A 24,607-nucleotide genomic window follows, 5' to 3' on the forward strand; every position below is an offset into this window, starting at 1 on the left:
GGTCGTGGCGCTTCCATGACGAACCTGGCCCATAATGCTTCCTTCCATTCACGAGAAAGGATCGCACCATCAAACCCTGGGATCAAACACCTAGGTGACCGGTGGTCTGACTTCGTTGCCCAGGATCGACTATAACCCTCTTGTGCCAGCACCATCGTTTTCTTTCCGAAGCGGTCGTTGATCGCGTCTAAGGCGGCGGTCAGCCGCGCATCGCGCGGCTGATCCGGCGCGAAAAGCATGGCAGGTCGGTCGGCCTCGGCCAGAAGGTCATCAAGGATGATCCCGGCCTTGGTGTAGGCGTGCCCGTTTCCGGCTGGATCTCCCTTCCAGCCCCGCCGCGCGGCACTAACTGCAGCGTCGACCAGATCGAAGGTATGGTTCGACATTGGCCGCAGGCGGATGCTGCGCGAGGCGGAGTGCTGCGGCCTGTCGGGCTTATGCGGATTGGTGTGGTAGAAAACTGTCAGCGTGCCGGCGACAAGGCCATGCTGGCGCAGCTTCTCGGCAGCGCGGGTGGCATGAGCTGTGATGGCTTGGGCCAGCACATCGAAGCTCGTCATGGGCGTGCCCGCGGAGCGGGTCACGGCCATGCCTTTGCGCTGCGGCGGCACGTCCTCAAAATCGACACAGGGGATGCCGCGCAGCTCGGCCACCAGGCGCTCGAGAACGACCGTGCCGATCTTCCGCCCGAGGGCGAGCGGCATGTCCCGCAACTCGGCCGCCGTCCTGATGCCCTGCGCGGTCAGCTTGGCCTCGGTTGCAGACCCTACACCCCAGATCTCGCCTATCGGGATGCGGCGCATCACATAGTCCCGCACGTCTGCATTCATCAGGTTGCAGACCCCGGAAAAGATCGGGTTCTTCTTGGCGGCATAGTTTGCCAGCTTCGAAAGGGTCTTCGTTGGCCCGATGCCGACGCAGGTTGGTATCCCTGTCTCGATTCGGACAGCGGCGCGCATTCGGACGGCATGAGCCTCCATCCGGTCGCCAAAGCCGGCCAGGTCAACAAACGTCTCGTCGATCGAGTAGACGTCCAGGCGCGGCGAATAGCTGTGCAGCACCTCGACCACGCGCCGGCTCATGTCGCCGTAGAGGGTGTAATTTGAGGAAAGGGCCTTTACCCCGTGGCGCTCCATCAGGTCACGCATCTTGAAAACGGGGGCACCCATCTTGATCCCGAGGGCCTTGGCCTCGTCCGACCTGGCTACGGCGCAACCGTCATTGTTCGACAGGACGATGACCGGAATGCCGTGTAGGGCCGGGTCGAAAACGCGCTCGCAACTGACATAGAAGTTGTTGCAGTCGATGAGTGCGATTGGAGCTGAAGAGGCTTCAAGCACCTGCTCTACTCGACCGGAAGGCGCCGGACGACGCCGGCAACGACGCCCCAAATCTCGGTCGTCTCCGTTACCGGGATCGGCTCATAGGCGTCACTGCGCGCGCGAGGGTCCAGAAACCACAGGCCGCCCCTCTTCGCGAGCTTCTTGACGGTAATTTCGCCGTCAATCAGAGCCAGGACGACGCGGCCACTGCGGCGGCGCCCGGCGCGGTCAACAGCGATCAGATCACCGTCAAGGATGCCCTCGGCCTCTAGTGAATCGCCGGAAACGCGCCACCAAAACGTCGCGTGTTCATGCCGCACAACCCATTTGATCGGATCAACCGTGTCCTCAAGATCGTCTGCCGCTGGCGAGGGAAAGCCAGCAGGCACAGGGAAAGAGGCCAGCGGCACCTCTCGATTTACGAGCGTGATCTTGATTGGTCGGAGGTGCATGACACGGTGGCCTTAGAACAATAAGTGAACACAGCCTTACCGCGCGTCCCCCCCACTTCGTCAAGCCATATGCCCGACCAGCGCCAAAATCAGACGATACACGGTAGCAGTATGCGGAAAATTAGCATACTATAGCTTATGTCGTGGAGAAGTCATCTTACGCCTGATGAGCGCCAGGAGCTGCACCTGATTGAAGCAGAGAGGGCAAAGGTCATCAGCGCATACAATGCTGTTTGGCGGCGGCTAAAGGCGCGCTGTGACGCGCGCCAGCGCCGCCTCGCAATGAAATTTGAGGAAAAGCATGACCCAACTTCATCAAACTCATGATCTGACCCGAACTTGCGGCCATTGTGGCACTGAGGTTCGGCAGGGATATTCGGTTTGCGCAGCATGTGGCGCGAACTACCGGCGTCGCGGCTTGGGCATCTTCATTCCTGCAATTCTTGCTCTTGCAGCGGCAAATGCCGCGGCGGCTGGTCGTTGGGATGCCGCGCTCGTCGTGGGTGTTCTTCTGGTCTGGTTGATCCGGAGATCGAGGCAATATCTCTGGTATCGCCGGAACGTATAGAAACGCGGCATCATCCCGCTAGCTGAGCGCAGCAAAGATGATGCTCGCCATGCAACTGCATCAACTACGAACGGGGTGCAGCGGCACAGCGTCAAGCAATGCTTGTCCTGCAGCCTTCGGGCTCCCGTCACCATTGACATAGGCATAGAGCGTCGTCGTCGTGATCCCGAGGCGGCGCGCAACCTCTTTGGCGACAGCGTTTGGGTCGGACATGGCCGTCAAGGCCATGCTCAAGGTCGTGCGATCCATTTTACGGGGCCGTCCTCCAAGCCTGCCGCGGGCCCGCGCGGCCGCGATCCCAGCTTGTGTCCGTTCAACGATCAGCTCCCGCTCGAACTCCGCAAAAGCGGCGAAGATGCCAAAGGCCAGCCGGCCGTTCGCGGTGGTCGTGTCGATCTGCGCGCCAGCTCCGGCCAGAACCTTCAGCCCAATGCCTCGATCTCGGAGGGCTTCGGCAGTGGTCACCAAGTGGCGTAGATCGCGGCCAAGGCGATCCAGCTTCCAGATCACCAACGTGTTGCCCGGCTGAAGTGACTTCAGACACTCCTTCAGGCCAGGTCGTGCATCGAGCCGACCGGAAGCCAGATCCTCATAGATGCGGTCAGGCTCGACGCCAGCGGCAAGCAATGCGTCACGCTGCGGGGCAAGTGTTTGGGTGCCATCCGACTTCGAGACCCTGATGTAGCCGATGAGCACTTCTCAACCCCGCAAGAAAAGATCACCAACACCCTGCAACCTGCCATAGATTTCCGCAACCGGTTTTCTGGCAGTTCATAGGTCTGCTAGCGTCTGGTTTTCGCTGCGCAAGGAGTTCGCAAGAAAACCGGTCGTTTTTCTGACACTGCCTCCACGGCGGTGATGCAGACAAACAGCAAGCCAGACTTCGCAGCCTTTCTGGGGCGAAATGCAATTACGCCAAGATCACCACCCGCTACCGCTCGCCCCGGGCTTCACGCGGCCGAGGCTGTCTGAACACACGGCTTACAGGTGCGAGGTTCGGAACGTTACTCAGCGGTAGGCCATCCAGCGCAACACTGTTGCCCGGAACAGGCTTATCTCCGGTAATTGGAAAAGGCGCATCAACCAGCATCATCTGCTACGGCGCGCCTTCTCATTTAGTTTCCAAAGCCTTTTTAACAGCTGAGGCTACATCTGCATGGGTCGTACAACGGATCTGACCGGTTGTTGTCATTCGCCATACGGAAAAGCCGAAACTACCTGTCTGCTTCATGGTCTCCGCCGACCAGGTCCCCTCGGTAATAAACCGCACCAAAATGCGTTGCTGGCCCTTTTCGTCCCGGATAGCCAACAACTTGCGACCAGCTTCCGTTTGAAGGAGAAACCCACCTTTAGGATCGATCGCTATAATCTTCTTGTCTGTCCACACAAGGAAATCAGGAAAAAAACGCCGACTGTCGCCTTTGTCCAAGAGAGGAATCGAGTATCCCCCGTTCACTGGATTGCGGGCCCAGGTGTGTCCCGTAGCATCAATCTCGTGGGCTACCGCAAGTTCTGGCGCGTTGAGATCGCTATAGCTCTCATGGACCGAGTAACTAAATTTTTGAGCGGCATCTGGACGAACATACACTGCCCCTACGGTATAAGGATTTGAATCTTCGAATGCCAACTCCGCATGAGATAGGTATGTATCGACAAGCCGTTCGGCATCCTCGCGCAACTGTTGAGCGGCAACACTCGTAATCTCCACTCGTGCTTCAAACTTTGGATCGGCCCAATCGATTGTCTTGACTGCTTCGGGATACCGAGACTGCATGTGTCTCCGAACGAGCCAGCGCGCTATGACACGGTTCGAGTGAGCTTTGACATATTTTTCGATCGATGGCTTGGAGCCATCACCGATTTGTTGAATCGCGCGTGTTAGCTCGCCCGCGCCCTGAACATTCACGGAATCTGTCGTATAGTCGTGTATGGAGGATATAGCTTTAGTAAGTGGAGCGACGGCCTCATCGGCATCTATGTGTATTTCTGGGATCGTGAGGCTTATCTTCGGCTCAACACGCGACCGCCGCCGGTCACGTGCATCGCTGAAACCCTCTAGCTTTACGTCCGGGATCTCTGAAGCTATCTTTCGGCGAACCACTTCAAGTATTTTTGGAAATTCCTGCTTACTGTCGATGCGAATGTAAAAATTCGCCGTATTCAACAGAGGGTCAGGATAATGACGGGCCCCCGGTTGACGCAAGACGCGGCCAATGACTTGTTCGACTTGAAGAGCCGACCCCATAGATTTATCGATATAGGCAAAACAGCAGGCCGGATCGTCCCAACCCTCCTGAAGGCTCTGGTTGAAGATAATATGCCGATAGGTTCCCTGAGAAAACACCGCGAAGTCGTCCTCTCCGCCTGAGAAGAGGTTGAATCCTTCTGGGGATGGATAATCTTTCTGATTCATTTTCAGATCGCAATAGAGGGCAATCTCGTCTCCAGAAATACCTTTTTCTTCAGTTAGGTACCGCCAGATTAAGATAGGAGGCGCTTTGCGTTGGTTGAACGGCCGGTGAGGGTTATCTGCCGTTCCATCATCCTGACTGATGTTTGTGCGGCAAACGTAGATCGCTTTCGGCAGGAAGCCGGCTTCGAGTTCGTCTGCTTTAAGCGTGGCAAGCTGAAAGTCCTCGAGCATGTCATCGAGAGTAGTTTCCATCTCGGTGTCGTAGCCGCCGAGAACAACTTGTCGTTTTACCAAGCCAGCGTTGACTGGCTCCTTTGATCTAATGGCAGTGATCAAGCAGCGCGACGCACTATCTTCGGAATCAGAAGTTGCCTCAGCGCTCCAACCTACTTGCTTGAGCCGATCGATAATCTGTCCTAATTTACCTGGGGTGCGCATCGTCGCTGAGGCCGCCAAGATAATGTCCGGTTCAAGTTCAAGGAGCAGATCCGTCTGCTGATCGGATAAATTGTGTGCTTCATCATATACGATGATCAGCGGACGCCGCTCCGATGCGCTAGAAGCTTTTCTCCCAGCAAGGACTTCCCAGAGTGCTCCGTCATTCTCGTCCTCGTCCTTTTGGTGAACTTTGAGTTTGCCGTCGCCTTTCGATTTCTGATTGAAGCTGCCCACCGTAGTCAGCAGGATGCACGCCTGCGTGTCGTCTAGGATTTGATCCACTTTGGCTTCACTTAAGTAGCCGACGGTAAACTGGGGGATCAGATGTTCGTACTTCCCGCCCGCCTCGAAATTGGCGAAAGTCTGATCGACGACAGCTTTGGATTTCGAAACCCACAGCACGATAGGTTCGAGATGCATGCCCGCACGCAGCAACGAAACTGTATCGGCAAGAATGGCTGTCTTACCGGACCCTGTGAGCGACGCGAGCGCTTGGTAGAATGGCGTCGGCCACCCCATATACTCAATAGGCCGCTTCTTGTCGGTGACCAGAAGCGCATAGCGAGCGACAATTTGTTTAGACGCTTTAGTCTGAAAGGGAAGTAGCTCGATGCTCACGCGACTGTCTCCTCGCCGGCATCTGGGGTTGATCCGACTCCGTAGGGGTGTAGCGCTTCGTTGAACCCAAGCGCATCAAGGATCCGATTTGGAATTTGGTAAAATTCGACGTTGGGACCACTGTAAGTCGATATTCGCGCGTAGACGTGGAACGGTTGTGCCAGCCCTTCAGCCTTCGCTTCCGCGACGATGGCTCGAAACGAGGTGCGATTGAGTACGGAAGCCTGATCTGGACCGTTCCATATTAGGAAGAAGCCTTCACCCCGCGCGCTTTTCGCGAACAGGTGCAAATGTGCTCCTGCGGGCAATCGTCTCAGGTGAGCAGCAGCCCTGTCCCTTTGATCCCAGTAAGAGGTCAACAGCAGGTCGACCATTTCTTCTCGCTCAAGTGCCAAAACCGCCGCAGCGTCGACCTGCGACATCAGCTTTGAAAACCGGAAGCCGCTCGAAATCGGCGCTGCAGAGATCGCGGTCACACCTTTCTTGTTAACTCGTTCTCCGGTCACAGCCCGCTTCAAACGCTCATAGGTAAGCGTACGAGCATAGGCATCGCCACGTTCCGGGCGGCCTTGCTCAATAAGCAGGAAACGCCGATTGGCTCCTGATTCAGCATTCAGTTCCATGATTGCGTGCGCAGTTGTGCCCGATCCTGCAAACGGATCGAGCACAATGCCTGTGGGCGGGCACCAGATTTGAATAATTTTCTTGATCAGCTTCATTGGTTTGACCGTCTCAAACCCGTGGCCAGGACCGACGATCGAAGTAAGCTCATTAACGCCAATCTGACTATGGCCAGAATGCTCGTGATCCCATGAGGTTGTTCCGATGTCTAACGGCTCCTCATAATCATCGTCAGACCAGTAGGTCGTCGGAACAATTCCTTGTTTTACGTCCTTTAAATACTTCTTCATACCGAAGGTGCCCTGACCATTGTCGCGCCAATGCGCAGCAGGCCAGACTCCGGATCTTATTTTCTCAGCAGCTCGACGCGCAGCCTCCAGTGCTTTGTGCTCGGGCGAAAACGACTCTTCGGTCGGAATTGGAGCGCCTTTAATGAGCAAAGCCTTTTGGCGACCATCGCCGATGTCGCGTTCAACGTACTTTGATCCCCAAGTTTCCAAATATGCTTTCATTCGCCGCTTTTCGGAGCTCCAGTGGCGGCCCGCGGTGGGATAGTGCAGCTGACCAGTGAATGGCGATTGAATCGCGTAGATCATGGAAAGATGCGTTTCCTCACCACGCGCCGTTAAATCACCGGGCTTCCATGGATGAGGATCGCCATCGCGCGAGAGGTAGCGTTTGTCCATCTCCTCAGTGCGTGGGAGGAGAGCAGTCTTCGCCCGTTCCGCATTCTTTGCATAGACAAGGACATATTCAGTTGCTGTAGAGAGTTGGCGCTGATCGTTTCGCGGCGCATATGACTTTTGCCAATTGATTATTCCGATACGATTCGCCTCTCCAAACATCTCATCGAGCAGCATACCCAAGCGAAAGAGCTCTCGATGATCAATACAGATCGCAAGGACTCCTCCAGGTCGAAGCATTTCTTTCATCATCCATAGGCGTGGTGTCATGAACCGGAGCCACTTGGAATGCCTTGACCCGTCATCCGCCGGAACCAACCTTCCTAGGTCGGGATCATTTGGATCCTCGTCCCAACGATCGTTGTACCGAAAGTCCAAGCCGGTGTTGTAAGGAGGGTCGGTTAGTACGAGGTCAACCTGGCCACGGTACTTGTATAGACTGACCAGCGCTTGAAGGTTCTCCCCTTCGAGAAGAATGTTTTCTGACTGCTGTGTTTCAGAGCCGACGCAAAATTTCTTCTCGATCCGCTGTGCGCGAGGCTTCAACTGTCGAATGATTTGCCATGGAGGGGTCTGACCCGGGTATGTCAGCCGGATGCCGCCTATGTCCACACCGTCGCGCTCAAGTAGCAGTCGGATGAGGTCTTCGCGGCTCAGTTTGCTGTAATCAATCATCATTTTCCTCAACAAGGCCGGGCCGCGCCTGCTCCTGAATCAATATAAAGCTCGTGCCGCGTCTGCGGAGAGCTTGCCGTTGCTGGGTACACCGTGACCGTCGCTGACTAGAACGCAACGCGAACATATGGCAATTGCTATTCTGACGGTCATGGATCAGGCCCTTCTGGCTCGGTCAGGCGTCTTCTTTATGACCCCTCAAAGCCGAGTACCACTCGGACCTTCTCGCCTCTGACGGGTTCGCGGCCGGTCAGGGTTTCGACCTTGACGCGCGGCTGGCCGTGCCGGGCAGGGTACAGCGCCCCGGGAGCGGGGAATGGCATGAGCGTCAGGGGGTTGCCATGGATGCACTTGTCTTGGGACGGAGACGGCAGGAAGACTTGGAGAACCTCGTTACCGTAGGCGAAGGTGAAGAACGCATAGGGGACGGTGTCGACGCCGGCTCGCCGGCGCATAAGCATGAGCACGATGAGATCGTTGCGCATTGGACCGGGGATGAAGGTGCGGATAACCGGCAGTTCGGCAACGAAGTCGCGTGTGTGATCAGTGTCGCGAACCCAATTGAAGGTTTCGCAAAAATGCTGCGTCTCGACCTCGGGTATCAGGGTAAGGCCGATTTTGACGAGCCCCTTCAATGCCGCCACCGGGATATAGGGGTCGCGGTGCAGCTCAGAGCTAATCTGCTTCGCCTCTTCGTCAATCTCGAAGAAGGGATCGTCCTCATATTGCTTCAGCTGGAAGCCTTCGTTAGTGTACTCGACACGCCAACCTTTCCCTGTGGTAGGGCTTTTGATCGTCGGGACTCCATTCCGTCCCTTGATGCGCGATAAGGTGCGCATTGGCTTGGACCAGTTACCGAGATCGTTCTCGATGCCCTCGCCAAACAGGTGATTGCAGGTGTCGCATTCGTAGTTGCTGAACAGTCCCGTATTGCCGAACGCAGCCGGTAATGCGTGCGCCTCGTCCCTGAAACTGACTGCTGGCTCGTTATTGCCGCAGAAACGGCAATGCCTTGGCCGCTCTGAGTTGCCAAGCATGAGCTTCATGCCAGGCTGAAGGAAGATCGGTTCAGCGCCCACATAGTGCTTATCATAAAAGTCAGCTGCAGCAAGGGTAGCAGCAGGAAGGTTGGTCATCGGTGGGCCTCCATCAAGCGCGCCGCAGCACTCGTTCGACGCGCACCCGCCGAAAACCCTGCGTGTAGATCTGCTGCCGGAGCTGTTTGATATCGTCTACGCCAAATGCCACTGCAGCCTTCAGCGGGCTGGCAAAGGTGGCGTAATAGCTCCACCGCGCGTCGTCCGGCAACTGCGGGTTTTGCCGCCTGTCGGTAATAACGACGTCCCGCGGATCACTGGTATTTCTGAAAGCGTAGAAGGTTATCCAGTCGACTCGGCGATAGCGCGCGGCTTTGCTGAACGGGACGGACTGTATCTTTACGTCGCTTTGGTCAAGCACCCAGCCACGCTGCTCAAGGATCTGTCGGACCATGTGACCGATCATCTGCTTCACACGATCAGCAAGAACATTTTCTCGAAACTTGGCAAGAAGTTGTTCCTCCAGTCCCTCGACGGCGGGTTTTCGCAACTCTGACGCTGTTTCAAGCCGGGCAATGTTTTCCGGTTGCCCCAGGAACGCCCAGATCTGCTGACCGATATCAGTCGCGTAAAGCGAAGCAAATTTTTCGGGGCTATAGGTCAACATGATCTACTCCTATACCGGGCAAATATGCCCGGCCAAAAGCGCCTGTCAATGGCGTGTAGCAGCGAGCATCCGTTCGCCTTCATGGGGGATACGATCAGATCCTGTTAACTCGTGTTACCGGCCAGCGGATTGTCATTCATGCAGCTTGTGACATAATTTATATTACAGCTCCTTTAGGGTCAGGATTCATAACCAATAGATGACTGTTGCTGCTAGGGCGATGGCCGAGAGGAAGATCTTCGGACATCTGTCGTATCGAGTTGCCACGCGCCTCCAGTCCTTGAGCCTGCCGAACATGATCTCGATGCGACTTCGCCGCTTGTAGCGTCGCTTGTCATACTTGACCGGCGCCTTGCGTTGCTTCCGACCGGGGATGCAAGCGCGTATCCCTTTGTCCTGCAACGCGTCTCTCAACCAGTCAGCATCATAACCGCGATCGCCAAGCAGCCATTTGACGCTTGGCAGGCCGCTCAGCAGCGCCCGTGCGCCGATATAGTCGCTCACCTGTCCGGCGGTGATGAACAGGTCGAGCGGTCGTCCCTGGCTGTCGCAAATGGCGTGCAGCTTGGTATTCATGCCGCCCTTGGTGCGGCCGATCAGGCGTCCACGCCCCCCTTTTTAACGGCCATACTGGTCGCTGTTCGATGTGCCTTCAGGTATGTGGCGTCGATCATCACGGTCTTCTCCTCGCCGTGGCTCGCAGCGAGACCAGCCATCATCCGGGCGAAAATGCCCTTCCCACTCCAACGCCTCCAACGGCTGTAAAGCGTCTTGTGAGGCCCGTAGACGGTAGGTGCGTCACACCAGCGAAAGCCATTGCGGATGATGAATATAATCCCGCTGAGAACTCGCCTGTCATCAACGCGTGGCTTGCCGTGCGACTTTGGAAAAAATGGGGCCATGCGTGCCATCTGCGCGTCGGTCAGCCAGAAAAGGTCGCTCATGTCACCGCTCCGTTTCCGGACCGTGAATCACGCAGCGCAACGGAAATCAATGCATCCTGACCTAGGACGTTGTCACTGACGATACAGGCAGGCTTGCCGTAGACCCTGACCAGCGCATCCAGCTCGCGCGCGACCCTTGCGCCCGAGATACTGGTGTCGGCGATCAGGCACAGGTTTTCTCGGCAGCAATCGTCGATCACCGCAAGGATGCGGAACTTGCGGGACGCCCCGAACGTGTCCGCCACGAAGTCCAGCGACCAGCGCTGGTTTGGCATCAGGGCCAAGGGCATCGGCGTGCGTGGGCGTCGGGCCCGCTTGCGGCCGCGTCGCCGCCGGACCGACAGCCCTTCCTCGCGATCGAGCCGATACAGCTTCTTCGGGTTCATCAGCATGCCCCTGCGCTCCAGCAGCAGACCGATCCGCCGATAGCCGAACCGGCGGCGCAGCGCCGCGACCTCCTGCATGGCCTTGCGGATCTCCAGGTTGTCGGGTGGGCGCTCGCGCCGCACCGTCTTCGGATCGACACCGACCAGAACGCAGGCCCGGCGTTGCGAGATGTCATGACCCCGCACCGCCTTGACCACTGCGCCCCGCCGCGCATTCAGTGTCGTCAGGGCTTTCCCAGGAGATCCTTCAGCACGACGTTGTCGAGCATCGCATCCGCCAGCAGACGCTTGAGCTTGCCGTTCTCGTCCTCGAGCGCCCTCAACCTCTGCGCGTCGGACACATCCATGCCGCCATACTTGGCTTTCAGCTTGTAGAACGTGGCCGGGCTGAGACCGTGACGGCGACAGACCTCCGCCGTCGCCATCCCGGCTTCCTGCTCCTTGATCATCCCGATGATCTGCGCCTTGGTGAAGCGGCTTTTCCTCATGTCGTCTGCTCCTTCGTGATGAAGCAAACTCTACATTAAACCGAAGGACGTTCCGGGGGGCAGGTCAGTCTCGGTCGCTTGCGATACCATGCAACGGCGAGTCCTGACTTCATGCAGCGGCATTTTCCGGATGACGTGACACTTCAGGCCCTGGCCGAAGCTCCCGCGCTGAGGTTCAACTCGAAGGACAACCTCCAGCAGGCATGGGTGAGGCAAGTCTTCGGCCAGTCCGCCACTCTCCCCAGCCACTCCTTGCCATCCACTCAAGGCTTCGTGGATGCTTGCCGTGCCGGTCTTGGCTGGGGCCTGAACCCGGCCATGCTCGTGGCGGATCATCTTGCGTCGGGCGCGCTGGTCGAACTCGTGCCAAGGGCCACTTTCGACGTGCCGCTGTTCTGGCAGATCAGCCGTCTGGTTGTAGATCGGCTACAGGGTCTGACGCAAGCCGTTCTCGCAGCAGCCGAAGGTAAGCTGGAGCGACCATAAGATGCCTCCATAGCCCGAGCACGTGCGGGCGGTCGTGGCTTGCTATGGGCGGAGGATTGCAGTTATCAACTGGTCCCTTTTGCAACTTGGCGATGTGCAAAGCTGAAGAAGGTCGGGCAACGCCGACTTTAGAGATTGCTTGTGGACGTCGCCGCACGCGAGCCGGACAGCAGAGGAACTTTGTCTGACGCTGCCTGTTTTCCTGCCAGCGGGAGGAACAGGATGGCGGACGAGTTCAGTGACAACCATATTTCTCTGATCGCCGAGCAGCTGCACGTCGACAAGGAGAGCCGCATTACCGGGCGCGTCCAAGTCACGACGCAGACCGAGACCGTCGACACCATCATTCCCATCGAGCTGAACAGCACCGAGGTTGACGTCGTTCGGGTTCCGGTGGATCGCAAGATCGACGCCGTTCCGGACATCGCTGTCGAGGGCGACCTGACTATCATTCCTGTGGTGGAGGAGCGCGTCGTGATAACGCGCGAGCTCTATCTGCGTGAAGAGCTCCATATAAGGCGCGTTCAGCACCAGGAGAAGACTGAGATCCCCGTCAGCACCCGGCGCCAGGTGGCGCATGTCGAGCGCGTACCGGCGACGGATCAACCTAATCCCTCAACAAAGGAAGATCATGATGACCTATGATAGCAATACCCCGTCTATGGGCTCGTCCAGCTCGGTCTCGGCCATGTTCGACAGCCGGCACGAAGCGCAGCGCGCTGTCGACCGCCTGCAAGATGCCGGCTTCTCCAGCTCGCAGATCCGCATGGTTGAAGGCTCGGAAGCCGGCACCACCGGCCGCACCGCTGAGAGCGACAAGGGCTTCTGGGACAGCCTAGGCGATTTCTTCTTCCCCGACGAAGACCGTTACACCTATGCCGAGGGCCTGTCGCGCGGGAGCTGCCTTGTCACTGTTACCGGCCTTGCATCGGCCGACTATGACCTGGCCATGGACATCCTTGACGACGAAGGCACGATCGACCTGAACGAGCGCGAGCAGAGCTGGCGGTCGGAAGGCTGGGGTGGTTACGAGAGCAGCCCTTACGCCTCGGGTGCCGGCGGCTCGGGCAACCATGCATCGGCCGGGGGCAGCTACACAGACCGCAGCAGCGTCCTGACGGAAGGCGCCCAAAGCTCGGACGAGAGTATCCCGGTGGTTGAGGAGCGCCTGCGCATCGGCAAGCGCGACACCAGCCACGGCCGTGTCCGCATTCGGGCCTACACCGTTGAAGAGCCGGTGAGCGAAACGGTTGAGCTGCGCGACGAACGCGTTGAGCTTGAGCGCCGTGTCGTCGACCGCCCGGTTACTGGGGCGGATGCTTTCCAGGACCGCACCATTGAGGCTGAGGAGCATCGCGAGGAAGCCGTTGTCTCGAAAGAGGCGCGTGTTGTCGAGGAAATAGCCCTGCGGAAGGTCAGCGACACTCATCAGGAGACCGTAACCGACACAGTCAAGCATACTGAGGTCGAGATCGAAGACGACCGGACTGATCCTACAAGCCGCTGAAGCTGCCACTGGGCCTGAGCCCGTTTTGTCGGGCTCAGGCCATCTTCCTTTGAGATGGATTATACATCAGCCACCTGCTTCGGAAAATTGTCACGGCAGTTGTTTTTCAACTACGGCGATATGCTATAACTGCTTCGTCGCGCCATGACGCGCTTTATGTGAACCTGAATGCTGTCTCGAAGCGAAATCAACGGCCGCCTTCACCAGCTCGGTAAGCTCGCCAGTGCAGGTTACTACATCGGTTTGCACATCCGACTGGCTGCTCCCCTGCTGCAATTTCAGACATACTCAGAGAAGTGGTCAACGCACTATCTCAAGAGCGGCTATACGCTTCGTGACCCTACCATTGCTTGGGGGTTTTCCACGACCGGCGCATGTCGCTGGTCCGAGCTTCCTGTACCTGACCCGTTCAATATCTTGAAGGATGCGGCTGCACACGGCCTGTGCTTCGGCTTGACCGTCTCGCACGGACCCCTGACATCCAGATCGATCACCAGCTTCGCCAGAGTGGATCGTGAATTCACTGACCAGGAAATCGTCCAGATCCCCGGTCTGGTACAGCAACTCCATGACCTGACCGAACCTCCTGCATCTTTGACGCGTGCGCAACAGGAGGCCCTTCGCTGTGTTGCTCGCGGTGATCGCCATGCAGCTGCTGCAGCGGCCCTAGGCATCACCGAAAGTGCGTTCAAGGCACGTCTAATCAGTGTTCGGATACGCCTCGGCGCGCGTACGACCGCCGAAGCGCTGCAGCGGGCACAGGAGTATCGCCTGATTTGAGGATGCGGAGCTAGGCGGGTTCGACAGCAGAACAGCTACCTTCCGGTGAAAAGCTGCTTTGCCACCTGTCTAAAATCGATTGGCTTACGAAACAGCGGGATATGGGCATACCTGCTGGGGATCCCTTCTCGGCTCTCGCTGCTGGCAAAGACAACCGGGACACCGGCATGTTCAAGAGGCTCAATCAGCGGGTAAGCCATTTCCTTTCCCAGCCTTATGTCGAGAACAGACCCGTCTAGGTCGGAGTTCTCCTGAAGCGCATCGTGAGCGGCGGCCAACGACATCGCCGGGCCGATCACTACTCCACCGCAAGCTTCAATCTGTGCGCAGATGTCCCACGCCAGCAATGCTTCGTCTTCAACAACGAAAATGCGCCGCCCCGCAAGGTTGAGTGTGCTCACGTGCTGCTCCTGGTGAGGCCTTCTGCAGCTGAACCAAGAGGCAAAGAGCTTTGTTCCCTCGCTTGCCGGACGGTTGACGATCTCAACTTCGGCATCCGGGAAGGCGATGAGATTGAGATCAACTCGACATTCTGTCGAGCCGTACGCCAGACCTCGGAGATGATCATCTTCAGCGATGCCGCTGCGGAAGCAGCGTATCGAGATCATCCTGTTGCAGCTGCATTCGGCATTGTCAGCTACGCCTCGGTCCCGATATTTCGTGGCGACGGCAGCTTTTTCGGGACGCTCCTGTTGCAGCACTTACGGCGGGGGTGCGGCAACTGGAAAAGGAGCCCTTGTCAGACCGAGCCCGACAGCTCCCCCGCCTCATGCAGTCATCGCTGCACCGGATGCACGAGCTGATCGAGAACATCATGCTTCACGCAAAGTCTCGCCTCGGGGGCGGGATCAGCATCTTGGCTCAGCCTGATGCCCCGCTGGTCAGCGCAATCACGCAGGTTGTGGATGAAATCCGCTTTGTCTCAGCAGATCACGACATCATGGTCGAGCTCGACGTCAACCGTCCGGTCACTTGTGATCCCGCGCGTCTTGCTCAGGCTGTCTCGAACCTGGTGACCAACGCCATCAAACACGGCGCTCCTCGGACCCCTGTCGTTGTGCGGTGATGGTCCGGCAGCAACGAGATTGTCATCGAGGTGATCAACCAGGGCAACGCCATAGCAGAGGATGCACAGCAAGAGCTGTTTCAACCCAGTTCTCGCGGACCTGCACCTGCCGCTTTGGCGGCAATGTTGAGCACGCACGTTCGGAGCGCCGATCTTTGGCACCAACCCACGATGCCAATCCTCTCATTGAGCTTCTGTGACTACCGCGTTCGATGTCGCTTTCGACGCAGTCATCTAACGCCCGATGGGTCGTCAAGCTGAAGATCGGCGGGGTGGTCAAACGACATCAGCCTGTTCTTGCATGGCGGCGGCACCTGCGCCGGGCACTCAGCTTTGCATCTCTCGGTGCGCGCGGGCGCGCGGGTCTTTCACTTGCACGTTTCAAGGACATCTGCCAAAGAGCCTGCGGCTGATGACTGGCATCATTGTCTCGCGAGGCGTCAGGACCCACGAGGTTCATGGGCAGAGGATGGCACGGCGCCAAGTTGTTCAACTGGCTCGGTCTTATTCTAGGACAGCATCATGCACGACGAAGACGGCTCCGCCCCCGCTGTAGCTCCCGAAGAGGGTGGCAACACGTCAGAAGAGTTGGCCTACCGGCTCCGGCAGCAAAAGCTCACCTCGGAGCTGGGCCGGTACGCGCTCCAGATCCATGATGGTGCGGCGCTGCTGCAGGAAGCCACGCGGTTGTGCGCCCTTGGCCTTCACAGCGACTTCTGCAAGGTGATGAAGTACCTGCCCGAGGAAGAGCAGTTCGTCGTGCAGGCCGGTGTCGGCTGGAAGCCCGGTGTTGTCGGACATGCCCGCATTGCGGCAGATACCGAGAGCCCAGTGGGATATGCCTTCCGCACCAGCGAGCCGATCATCTCGAACCACCTGGCCGAGGAGACCCGCTTCCGGACCCCGGCTCTGCTCGTGGAGCACGGGATCAAGCGGGCGATCAATGTGCTGATCGAAGGCGATGGCCGCCGTTACGGCGTACTTGAGGTGGACAGTCCAATCCCTGGACGCTTTACGTCTGCAGACCTGGCTTTCCTGCAGGGCTTTGCTAATCTTCTCGGCGTGGCGCTTGAGCGGCAGCAGGTCGAGGAGGCCCGGCAGGAGAGTGAGGCGCGCCTGAGGGCAGCGATGGCCCACCAAGAGGTGCTGACACGGGAAATCAGCCACCGCGTCAAGAACAGCCTGGCAATGGTCGCAGGCCTTCTGAGCATGCAACGACGTGGGGCTTCCGACGCCGCTTTGCAACAGGCATTGGACGACGCCCGCACCCGTGTGACGACGATCGCACAGGTTCACGACAGGCTGTGGAGGGCTGACGAGGTCCACACGATCAACCTCGCCGAGTTCATGAGCGAGTTGTGCGAGCTGATCCGCGCGTCAGCACCGCAACGCCAGACTCTTAGCACGGATATTGCTCCGGTTGAGATAGCCACCGATCAAGCGGTGCCACTGGCCCTGCTCCTCAATGAGCTGGTGACGAACGCGTTCAAATACGCATACGGCGACGGCGAAGGAACGGTGTGCGTCACCATTCAGTCACTTGACCTTTCGCATTTGCGGCTAACTGTCTCTGACCACGGGCGGGGCTTGCCACCAGGCTTTGATGCCGAAAGTGCCGAGAGCTTGGGCATGAAGCTCATCGCCAGCCTTGGCAGCCAGTTGGGCGGGGCGCCCGAATGGCAGGACGCTGAACCGGGCACCCGCTTCGTTCTGGAGTTTCCCCTCCAGGAGCGCTCGACGCTGCAGGTTTGATTATAAGGATCACGGTCAGGCTTATTTGGCCTTGCAGCATAGGATCCTGTCGGGCTGAAGGCAGGTCGGCCCGGACGATGCTTCCACGAACTGCTGGCGGGAGTTATGTGCTGATCTGGCCGTGCGTCACGTTGTCCCATTCACAGGCGTTGTTGCACTTATCAGTGAGGTGGATTCACGTCGTGAATCCTGCATGCTAGCTTCGGGACATGCCGAAGCCTTCTTCTCCCCGCTACCGCACGACGAACTGGCCTGACTATAACGCCGCCCTGCGCCGCCGCGGTTCGCTGTCGATCTGGTTCGACCCGACGATAGCCTGGCATGCTACGAAGACGGGCAAGCGTGGTCATCCGGAGACCTTCTCCGAGAGCGCGATCCAGACCTGCCTGACGCTGAAAGTGCTGTTCGGCCTGCCGCTGCGGCAAACGGTCGGGCTGGTCGCCAGCCTGATCGAGATGGCGGGCTTGGACTGGCCGGTTCCGGATCATTCCACGCTCTGCCGACGTCAGGCACGGCTTGCTGTGCAGATCCCCTACCGCCGCCCGGACGGTCCCGTGACCCTGCTGATCGACAGCACCGGTATCAAGTTCCGTGGCGATGGCGAGTGGCAGGCGCGCAAGCATGGTGCGTCTCGACGCAGGCAATGGCGCAAAGTCCATATCGGCATGGATGCTCAGACTGGCGACGTCCGGGCCGTTGAATTCACGTCGAGCCGACAGGGCGACAGCCCGCTGCTGCCGGACCTGCTTGCGCGGATCCCCGAGGATGAAGAAATTGGCTCGGTCACGGCTGCCGGCGCCTATGACACCAGACGATGCCATGGCGCGATCGTTGATCGAGGGGCCGAAGCGCGCATCCCCATCCGCCGGAACGGTCGCGCCTGGAAAAAGGATTGCCCGGCCGCACGCGTCCGCAACGACATCCTGCACCAGACACGACACCTCGGACGAGCCAACTGGAAGCGTTCGGTCGGCTACCACGTCCGAAGCCGGGTCGAGGCGCGGATGAATTGCCTCAAGGCCTTCGGCGAACGCATCGCCTCACGCGACCCGGATCGACAGACTGCAGAAATCCAGATCCGCATCGCCATCATGAACAGCTACAACGCACTCGGCAGGGCCGAGATCACAGCCGTTGGCTGAACGCAAAGCGCGATAGGGTCATCTCAGCCCGCAGCCAATTAGCGCAACAACGCCTCGTGAGCCGCTCGATCTGCTCCGTCAGGTCATGCATTTCCTCGTGGAAGTCGTGGGATCGATGCGAGTTCCGGAAGGTCAGCGCCGTAACAAAGACCGACAGGAAGCCATATGAATGCAGGCACTCGGTCAGCCCGTAGGACACGAACGTGGCCGACAGGGCGATCAGCCCATCGCCGGTCTTCACAAGCTTGGTTTCTGCAGGGATGTGAAAGGTGATCCAGCCGAACAGCCGGCCGACGAGATAGCCGCCGAGGATACCGACGCTGATCTCCCACATGATGTTAAAGGTCAGCCACTCCCACAGCCAAGGCTCTCCGGACGCCGTCAACAGGCTGAGGGTGATGGCCAGGTGGACGAAGGGAAAGGCGGCACCGTCGTTGATGCCTGCTTCCGAAGTCAGGCCGAAACGCACCTCGTACTCTTCGCCGGAGGCAGGAGGACCCACCTGAACATCGGACGCGAGGACGGGATCAGTGGGAACAAGAACAGCAGCAAGCAGTAGTGCAATGACCCACGGGAGCCCAAGCCACACGCCGCCCAGCAGCGTGATCAGCACAAGTCCCAGAGGAAGGGTCACGAAGATCAGCCGCCAGGTGATGATCCAGCGCCGCCAGCCAAAAATGCGGTCGATCTTCAGGCCCGCTCCCATCAACGCGATGATCACGACGAACTCTGTCGCGCGCTCTGTGATATGGGGATAATCCATCGGTAGGGGCGACGACTTGATCCAGGGGAGGGAGAAGAAGCCTATCCCAAGCCCGATGCAGATGATGGGTAGCTGTTCTGTGGCACATAGTTCTGCTTTTTCTGTCAGGCAGTCTGCCCTTCGGGCTCGCCAGCTTGATGAAAGCGGACGGTTAGCAGTCGGCGCAGCATCGACGCGAAGAGCCCATCAGCGACATTCGCGGTAGCCGCAGCGAATGCAGGTGCAGCGTGAGCGGCCGGGCCATTCTTGCCGGTCGACCCTTTCCAAGCGCTGCAGTGCAGCTTCCCCGAAGCGGACGTTAGAGCTCGGCGCAGCGAAATTGACCGGCCGCAGCGCCGCGGGGTGATGCTCAGCGCACCTGTTGAGCTGGCGCGCTCAGACCCGACTTCGGGCACGGTGCGGCTGTGGACGCTGGCGTCCAAAGCTGAGGGTATGCCGCCGATTTCTCTTCCCACATGCCGGATCGACATGTGACAACTTCGTGACAGCCGCACGGAACTCGCCGCCCCCGCGGTGTCTTCATGGCAAGCGGAAGATGCACCGATGAAAGGGACAGGATGGCAAAGGGGCGCAAGAACAAGGACAACGCGCGCACCGGGTTGATCCCGGACCCGGATGCCCCCGCCCCCGACATGCCCCCCGAGCTTGATGCCGAGACTGAGCCGCTGGACGAGGCGGCTGAAAGCCCTGCGCCTGAAGCGCCGGCCATCAAGCGCAAGAAGGAAAAGCCCATCGGGACCGAGAAGGCGGTCGAGACGATGTTCCGCAACAGCTATCGGGCCGAGCTGGACACGATCGCCCTGGCGGCGATGAAGGCCAATATCATGATCTCGCTCAACGGGTTCATCATCTCGGCGCTAATGATCTCGGGCGCGTTCATCTTTGCCTCGTCCCCGGCCTTCTTGTTTCCTGCAGGGGTGTTTCTTGTCACCGCGGCCACGTCCATTGTTTTTGCGCTGCTCTCGGCCTCGCCCGAGCGCAGCGACCTGTTCACCGGGCTGCGGGACTGGGCGCTGGCGGTGCGGCGGCGCGAGGCGCGGCTGCGTGACCTGCGCGCCTACATGACCCGCCCGCGACACGGCACCCCGGTCGAGGGGCCGACCAACGTTTTCATCTACGAGCAGCGTGTCCGCCTGTCGCCCGAAGCCTACTGGGCCGAGATGCAGGACATGATGCGCAACCGCGAGCGGATCTATTACAGCATGAGCGACCAGCTTTACTGGCTGGGGCTGGTCGCCGACCGCAAGTTCCGGCTGCTGAACATGAGCTACACCGTCTTTCGGTGGGGCCTTCTGGCAACCATGCTGTCCTTCCTGCTGCTGAAGCTGTCGCTGGACATGTTCCCCGTCAGAGCGAAGCGTCGGTGCGGCTGCGGAACCTGGGGATCGGGACTTTCGACGACATCTACGAACCCTCGGCCGTCCAGCAGCTGCCCGACGGCCGCCTGCTGGTGGTCGAGGACGAGGCCTCTCGCGCGCTGAACATCCTGACCATCGACGAAACCGGCATGCTGGTCGAGGATAATGCCCTGGACGTGCGGATGATGCGCGCCTTCGGGCGCAAGCTGACCGATCTGGAGGGCCTTTCCATCGATGCGGACGGATACCTCTACGCCACGACCTCGCACAGCTTGACCCAGAAGGGCGAGCGCAAGGCGGATCGCGAGCAGATGCTGCGCTTCCGCATTACCGGCAACGGCGTCAGCGACATCGCGACCTTCGGCGGGCTGCGCGACACGCTGGCGGCCGACACCGCGCTTCGCGAGGCGGTGCTGCAGGCGACGGGTCAGCATATCGACATGAACGCGCTGAACATCGAGGGGCTGGCCTTTGTGCGCCAGTCCGGCCACCTTTACGTCGGCCTGCGCGCGCCCATGGCGGGCACGCAGGGCATCATCGTGGTGATCGAGAACCCCGACGAGATGTTCAACGGCAGCGCCCGCCCCCGCTTCGGCGCGCCCATCCTGCTGGAGCTGCAGGGCGGCGGCATCCGCGCGCTGTCATACGACGCGGTTCTGGACGCATTTCTTATCGTCAACGAGCTGGAGGGGTTTGACGGCAACCGCTTCTCGCAGCTGTGGCGGTGGAGCGGCAACCCCGCGGTCCAGCCAGAGCCGATCGCGCTGCCCGACATCATCAACCTCAACAATGTCGAGTCAATCGACTCGATCGTAATCGACGGCGAGCCGCGCCTTCTCATCATGAGCGACGAGGGCAGCGAGAAGAAGAACGAGCCCGCACGCTACATGATGCTGGACTACGGGCAGCTGACCGAGCGCTGAGGCACGGCGGACGGCTATGGGTTCCGTCAGTGCCTGATGGCCAGCGCGCCTTCCTGCAGGTGTGTGGTGAAGGATGCAGTGGGACGCACCCGAATGAATCACACAGCACGCCCGGAACTTCTCTACACGGATCTTAACGCATATCGGCCCATAGCGGCCGGTCGGCCCGGTGAGGAACTGCCGTGCAGCTTCTCTAAACCGGCCGTTCAGTGCATCCGCAGCATGCTCGCCAGGAACAGTGCCTCAGCGGTCTTCGCTTTGTTCGGCGGGTGGTAGATCCGCCTCAGAGGCTTTCGGCATGATGAGGGGTATCACGCCGAGGATGATCAGGACGATGACTGCAGATAAGATCGCGGTCGCCTCAAGCCCCAGCCCGGCAATGACACCAATAGCGGCGGTCGCCCAGATGCTCGCGGCTGTCGTCAGGCCCTCGACTTCGCGCTGCTTCGCACGAACCAAGATGGCTCCGGCACCCAGGAAGCCGATGCCCTGCACAACGCCCTGCAGAACCCGCGACATGTCCTCGATGGGCATGCCGCTTTGCAGGGGGCCGATGACGAACAGTGCCGCGCCCACAGCAACCAACATATGGGTTCGTATGCCGGCGCTTCGCTTCTTCCGTTCCCGCTCATAGCCGAGGATGCCACCGAGCAACGCTGCGATCATCAACCTGACCGTGATGCGGGTGATGGTCGACAGGTCCGGGATGTCCGAGAACTCGCTCAAGATGGTCAACCAGATCTCTTCTTTCACAGTCGCTTCCTCGTGCTGGTCGCCGAGACTGATGAAAAAATGCGGGGTCGCGCAAGTGCTCCGCTGGTAAAAGGGGGGGCGATCAGCATCCTCTTAGCCAGCACAGTGCGCGAACTACGCCCGGCACAGACGGGAACGGGCCAGACACTAGACCGTGCTTCCGCTCGCCGCCGGAGAACCAGGTTTCGAACACGCTGCGGCCCATTACGGACGGTCGACACCGCTCAGGTGCTGCGGTGCAGCTTCCCTTAAGCGGCCGTTCAAGCATGCCGCAGCGAGATCGACTGGCTGCGTTGGCGAACAATGATCTCATAGGGAGGGCATCCGGAATTATGGCACATGGATAGGCAATGCGCTCCTCTGGCACTTGGGATAAGGTAGCAGAGGGATACACTTTCCGCCGCTATTCGATATGCGCGAGCTACAACGGCCAGATCGGTCCCGTGACGGTTCTCGACTAGGCTCTTGCCGTGGCCTTGCAAAAAGCGGGGGCCTACATGAGATACTTGGCGCAGGTAATCTTGCCGTAGCTTCAGGCACCAAGATGCTCAGGCCTCGTAAGCGCCGGAGAGGACAATGAGCGACACCGACATACGGCTTGCTGAACTACAGGCCGAGGTTGATCACCTGGCGGATATAGCTGTCCACATGATGGTCGGACTATGCTTCGGCCTCGGCGGCACGCCGGGCGGTCTGCGCAAGATCGCGGACGATTTCGCGGCAGCGGCAGAGGATCCCGATCCGGCCATATCGAGGCTCGCCGCCTCCCTTCAGACGGCGCTGCGCGAGGCGGCGGAGAAGCTTGAACGCCAGCCGGACCGCGCCTGATCCTCCTGCGGCAATGTCGGAGTCACGAGGCGCAGGTGGGGTCAGCCGTTGCAGTGACGACGCCGTGACATGCGGGCGCCGGCAAGGCGGCGCCCGCCATCAGCAACGCTGCAGCGGCAAGGGCCACCGGCGCACCTGCTATGTCGAGCAACGCGCCGAAAGCCGGCGCGCCCGCCGTCTGCCCCGCTGCAATCATCAGGAACGGCAGTCCCAGGCCGAGATCGGCGCGGTCTGGGAACAGCGTGATCCCCCACAGCAGAAGCGTGCCCGACGAGATGATGTAGCCTGCTCCGAACAGTCCCATGGCGAAATAGGGCAGGATGGCAGCCGCACCGCCCGCCGCAAGGCAGATCACCGCGACAGCCATTAGCGCCAGCGACAGCCGGTGGACATGGGCGAGGCCAAGACGGTCAGTCGCGACACCTGTCACCAGCCCCGCCAGGCCGGCCGCGCCGAGAACGATCCAGGCCAGCGCGATGCGGTTGCCAGCAAACCCCAGCTCTTCCCGCAGGATGTCAGCGCCGAAGGTCCAGATGGCCGTGCTGGCACCTCCCATCGCCAGCGCGGCGAGACCGAGCGGAACCAGCCCATGCCGGCGCAGCTGAAGTCCACTCGGGGCCCCGCCCTCATCAACCTGGGCCGGAATCGCCCGCCACAGCCACAGGGTGACCGCCGCGCCGATGCCGGCGAAGCCGAAGTAGAGCTCGCGCCAGGCCGCGGCGAAGGCTAGTGCGGCGACGCCGGAAAGGATGATCCCGGCCGCTGTGCCAGCGTTGATGGCGCCGTTCGCGAGCGGCCGGCCCGCGTCAGTGACATGGCGGCTCACCGCAGCGGCCAGTGGCGGCGAGGCGAGGCCCGTGCTGATGCCGGCCAGTGCGATGGCAGCGCCAAGGGCCAGTGCCGAGCCTGCAAGCCCCGCCAGCGCCAGCCCAACGGTCGCGCAGAGCCCGGCGAGAGCGGCGACAACCCGCGGCCCCCATCGCGGCACGGCCAAGAAGGCGGCGAGGATGCCAATGCAATAGGTGGCGAAAGCCGCGCTGCCGATCCAACCTGCGGCCAACGTGCTCAACGACAGCTCGGCCCTGATCTGCGGCAGAAGCAGCCCATAGGCGAAGCGCGCAAGGCCGTAGACCAAAGCGGTCAGGGCAAAGCCGGCCGCAACCAGCCCGGCCGTGCTGCGGCGGCTCACTTGCGCCTCGCATTGGCCAGAAGCGCCGCGGCGGCCTCACCTGCGGCCTGCACGACATCCAAGCCGGCGACACTGGCGGCGGCGGTAGCGCCCTCGAAGAGCAGCCAGATCTGCAGCGAAAGCGCCTCGTCAGGGCGGCCCAGCTCAAGCTCGACGCGGCGGCCGATCTCACCGAGGAACTCGGTCTTCTGCACGCGGACCGCCTCGGCGATCTCTGCGCTGTCGCCGGCATATTCGCCATGGGCGCGCAGCAGCATGCAGCCGCGGGCGCCGAACTCGGCCAGCCATACGGCGAGCGCCACAAAGAGCCCAGGGACGCCGCTCTCAGGGTCCTCGCGCAGCCGCTCCATGAAAGCGTGGTGCCGCTGCTCGACGACCGCCAGGACCAGACCGTCACGTGATCCGAAATGCTTGTAGAGCGTCCGCGTGGACGCGCCGGAAGGCAGTAGCACCGCATCCACGCCGATGCCGCGAAAGCCATGCTCCTCGAAGGTCTTCATGGCACCTGTGATGATCTCGTCGCGCTTGCTCATGGCGTGCGATGTAAAGCGATCGCTTTACATGCGCAAGGTAGGAATGCCTGAGGCCTGCAGAACGATAGTCCACTCATTTCGAGCGGGCGGCTCTATCAAGCCCTGCAGTATCCGGGACTGGACGTTGATGCTATCGGCGGCAGTTTTGACCGCCGATGCCGAGTGTGATCTTCGCCGGCAGTTCGGTCCGGAATAGCTCATCAAAGTTCGGCACC

General features: G+C 59.9%; 24 protein-coding genes and 1 pseudogene. 11 read left to right on the top strand and 14 right to left on the bottom strand.

All coding sequences use genetic code 11. The features are described 5' to 3' along the window. From BLP73_RS17185 to BLP73_RS17225, 9 genes and pseudogenes are all read right to left on the bottom strand, one after another. Window positions 1-1,340 (bottom strand): Y-family DNA polymerase (locus tag BLP73_RS17185; protein WP_139166011.1); only part of this gene is annotated, 1,340 nt, incomplete at its 3' end. Between the two features lie 5 nt (window positions 1,341-1,345). Beyond that, window positions 1,346-1,774, bottom strand: a complete 429-nt coding sequence (locus tag BLP73_RS17190; protein ID WP_090747697.1) for a LexA family protein — start codon at window positions 1,772-1,774, stop codon at window positions 1,346-1,348. 628 nt (window positions 1,775-2,402) lie between these two features. After that, window positions 2,403-3,038, bottom strand: coding sequence for a recombinase family protein (locus BLP73_RS17195; protein ID WP_090747700.1), 636 nt, complete (start codon window positions 3,036-3,038; stop codon window positions 2,403-2,405). Between the two features lie 415 nt (window positions 3,039-3,453). Further along, the gene (locus tag BLP73_RS17200) at window positions 3,454-5,811 is read right to left on the bottom strand and encodes a DEAD/DEAH box helicase family protein (protein WP_090747703.1); all 2,358 of its coding nucleotides are present in this window, start codon (window positions 5,809-5,811) and stop codon (window positions 3,454-3,456) included. After that, window positions 5,808-7,790, bottom strand: a complete 1,983-nt coding sequence (locus BLP73_RS17205) for a site-specific DNA-methyltransferase (protein ID WP_217630718.1) — start codon at window positions 7,788-7,790, stop codon at window positions 5,808-5,810. Before BLP73_RS17205 ends, BLP73_RS17200 begins: the two co-directional genes overlap by 4 nt. 188 nt (window positions 7,791-7,978) lie before the next feature. After that, the gene (locus BLP73_RS17210) at window positions 7,979-8,926 is read right to left on the bottom strand and encodes an HNH endonuclease (protein WP_090747706.1); all 948 of its coding nucleotides are present in this window, start codon (window positions 8,924-8,926) and stop codon (window positions 7,979-7,981) included. Window positions 8,927-8,939: 13 nt separating this feature from the next. After that, window positions 8,940-9,494 (bottom strand): hypothetical protein, encoded by a 555-nt coding sequence (locus tag BLP73_RS17215; protein ID WP_090747709.1) that lies wholly within the window; start codon window positions 9,492-9,494, stop codon window positions 8,940-8,942. 186 nt (window positions 9,495-9,680) lie between these two features. Next, window positions 9,681-10,438 (bottom strand): IS5 family transposase gene (locus BLP73_RS17220; RefSeq protein ID WP_090747712.1). Its coding sequence is split into 2 segments (ribosomal slippage): window positions 9,681-10,114 and window positions 10,114-10,438, totalling 759 coding nucleotides; the frame shifts between segments, so codons are not numbered across the junction. A 68-nt stretch (window positions 10,439-10,506) separates the two neighbouring features. After that, a pseudogene (locus BLP73_RS17225) lies at window positions 10,507-11,312 on the bottom strand (transposase); the annotation flags it as partial. A gap of 78 nt (window positions 11,313-11,390) precedes the next feature. Between BLP73_RS17225 and BLP73_RS17230 the strand changes: the two are divergent. From BLP73_RS17230 to BLP73_RS17245, 4 genes are all read left to right on the top strand, one after another. Beyond that, a complete protein-coding gene (locus BLP73_RS17230) occupies window positions 11,391-11,798 on the top strand; it encodes a LysR substrate-binding domain-containing protein (RefSeq protein ID WP_281179943.1) in 408 nt (135 codons plus the stop codon). Between the two features lie 222 nt (window positions 11,799-12,020). Continuing rightward, window positions 12,021-12,443 (top strand): YsnF/AvaK domain-containing protein, encoded by a 423-nt coding sequence (locus BLP73_RS17235; RefSeq protein WP_090747715.1) that lies wholly within the window; start codon window positions 12,021-12,023, stop codon window positions 12,441-12,443. Beyond that, window positions 12,433-13,305 (top strand): DUF2382 domain-containing protein, encoded by an 873-nt coding sequence (locus tag BLP73_RS17240; protein WP_217630719.1) that lies wholly within the window; start codon window positions 12,433-12,435, stop codon window positions 13,303-13,305. The genes BLP73_RS17235 and BLP73_RS17240 overlap by 11 nt, the downstream gene beginning before the upstream one ends. Before the next feature lie 168 nt (window positions 13,306-13,473). Then, on the top strand, window positions 13,474-14,085 hold the full coding sequence (locus BLP73_RS17245; protein WP_090747718.1) for a helix-turn-helix transcriptional regulator: 612 nt from the start codon (window positions 13,474-13,476) through the stop codon (window positions 14,083-14,085). Between the two features lie 35 nt (window positions 14,086-14,120). On the opposite strand, the gene BLP73_RS19805 is transcribed toward BLP73_RS17245, so the two are convergent. Beyond that, complete coding sequence (locus tag BLP73_RS19805; protein WP_245686731.1) at window positions 14,121-14,693, bottom strand: response regulator; 573 nt, start codon at window positions 14,691-14,693, stop codon at window positions 14,121-14,123. Between BLP73_RS19805 and BLP73_RS20020 the strand changes: the two genes are divergently transcribed. The 4 genes from BLP73_RS20020 (at window position 14,580) to BLP73_RS17265 (ending at window position 18,045) form a co-directional block, all read left to right on the top strand. After that, window positions 14,580-14,888 (top strand): GAF domain-containing protein, encoded by a 309-nt coding sequence (locus tag BLP73_RS20020; RefSeq protein ID WP_425415702.1) that lies wholly within the window; start codon window positions 14,580-14,582, stop codon window positions 14,886-14,888. The two genes, BLP73_RS19805 and BLP73_RS20020, sit on opposite strands and share 114 nt — an antisense overlap. Next, window positions 14,855-15,151, top strand: coding sequence for a sensor histidine kinase (locus BLP73_RS17255; RefSeq protein WP_139166012.1), 297 nt, complete (start codon window positions 14,855-14,857; stop codon window positions 15,149-15,151). The genes BLP73_RS20020 and BLP73_RS17255 overlap by 34 nt, the downstream gene beginning before the upstream one ends. Before the next feature lie 522 nt (window positions 15,152-15,673). Beyond that, the gene (locus tag BLP73_RS17260; protein ID WP_090747726.1) at window positions 15,674-16,903 is read left to right on the top strand and encodes a sensor histidine kinase; all 1,230 of its coding nucleotides are present in this window, start codon (window positions 15,674-15,676) and stop codon (window positions 16,901-16,903) included. Between the two features lie 209 nt (window positions 16,904-17,112). Next, window positions 17,113-18,045, top strand: a complete 933-nt coding sequence (locus BLP73_RS17265) for an IS5 family transposase (RefSeq protein WP_090747729.1) — start codon at window positions 17,113-17,115, stop codon at window positions 18,043-18,045. On the opposite strand, the gene BLP73_RS17270 is transcribed toward BLP73_RS17265, so the two are convergent. After that, window positions 18,029-18,916, bottom strand: a complete 888-nt coding sequence (locus BLP73_RS17270) for a cation:proton antiporter domain-containing protein (protein ID WP_090747733.1) — start codon at window positions 18,914-18,916, stop codon at window positions 18,029-18,031. The two genes, BLP73_RS17265 and BLP73_RS17270, sit on opposite strands and share 17 nt — an antisense overlap. A gap of 449 nt (window positions 18,917-19,365) precedes the next feature. Between BLP73_RS17270 and BLP73_RS17275 the strand changes: the two genes are divergently transcribed. Both BLP73_RS17275 and BLP73_RS19180 read left to right on the top strand, forming a co-directional pair. Continuing rightward, complete coding sequence (locus tag BLP73_RS17275; protein WP_090747736.1) at window positions 19,366-20,289, top strand: Pycsar system effector family protein; 924 nt, start codon at window positions 19,366-19,368, stop codon at window positions 20,287-20,289. Next, window positions 20,172-21,089, top strand: coding sequence for a DUF3616 domain-containing protein (locus BLP73_RS19180; RefSeq protein ID WP_139166013.1), 918 nt, complete (start codon window positions 20,172-20,174; stop codon window positions 21,087-21,089). Before BLP73_RS17275 ends, BLP73_RS19180 begins: the two co-directional genes overlap by 118 nt. Window positions 21,090-21,332: 243 nt before the next feature. Here the strand turns inward: BLP73_RS19180 and BLP73_RS17280 are convergent, their stop codons facing one another. Beyond that, window positions 21,333-21,842 carry an MgtC/SapB family protein gene (locus tag BLP73_RS17280; RefSeq protein WP_090747740.1) on the bottom strand — a complete coding sequence of 170 codons (510 nt, stop codon included), beginning with the start codon at window positions 21,840-21,842 and terminating at the stop codon, window positions 21,333-21,335. 576 nt (window positions 21,843-22,418) lie between these two features. Here BLP73_RS17280 and BLP73_RS17285 point away from each other — a divergent pair. Further along, window positions 22,419-22,670, top strand: a complete 252-nt coding sequence (locus BLP73_RS17285; RefSeq protein WP_090747743.1) for a hypothetical protein — start codon at window positions 22,419-22,421, stop codon at window positions 22,668-22,670. Between the two features lie 22 nt (window positions 22,671-22,692). Here the strand turns inward: BLP73_RS17285 and BLP73_RS17290 are convergent, their stop codons facing one another. Continuing rightward, window positions 22,693-23,859 carry an MFS transporter gene (locus BLP73_RS17290; protein WP_090747746.1) on the bottom strand — a complete coding sequence of 389 codons (1,167 nt, stop codon included), beginning with the start codon at window positions 23,857-23,859 and terminating at the stop codon, window positions 22,693-22,695. Next, on the bottom strand, window positions 23,856-24,392 hold the full coding sequence (locus BLP73_RS17295; RefSeq protein ID WP_090747748.1) for a TetR/AcrR family transcriptional regulator: 537 nt from the start codon (window positions 24,390-24,392) through the stop codon (window positions 23,856-23,858). Before BLP73_RS17295 ends, BLP73_RS17290 begins: the two co-directional genes overlap by 4 nt. Window positions 24,393-24,607 lie beyond the last annotated feature (215 nt).

Origin of the sequence: Paracoccus tibetensis, from assembly GCF_900102505.1 — a bacterium.
In the GTDB taxonomy this organism is placed as follows: Bacteria; Pseudomonadota; Alphaproteobacteria; order Rhodobacterales; family Rhodobacteraceae; genus Paracoccus; species Paracoccus tibetensis.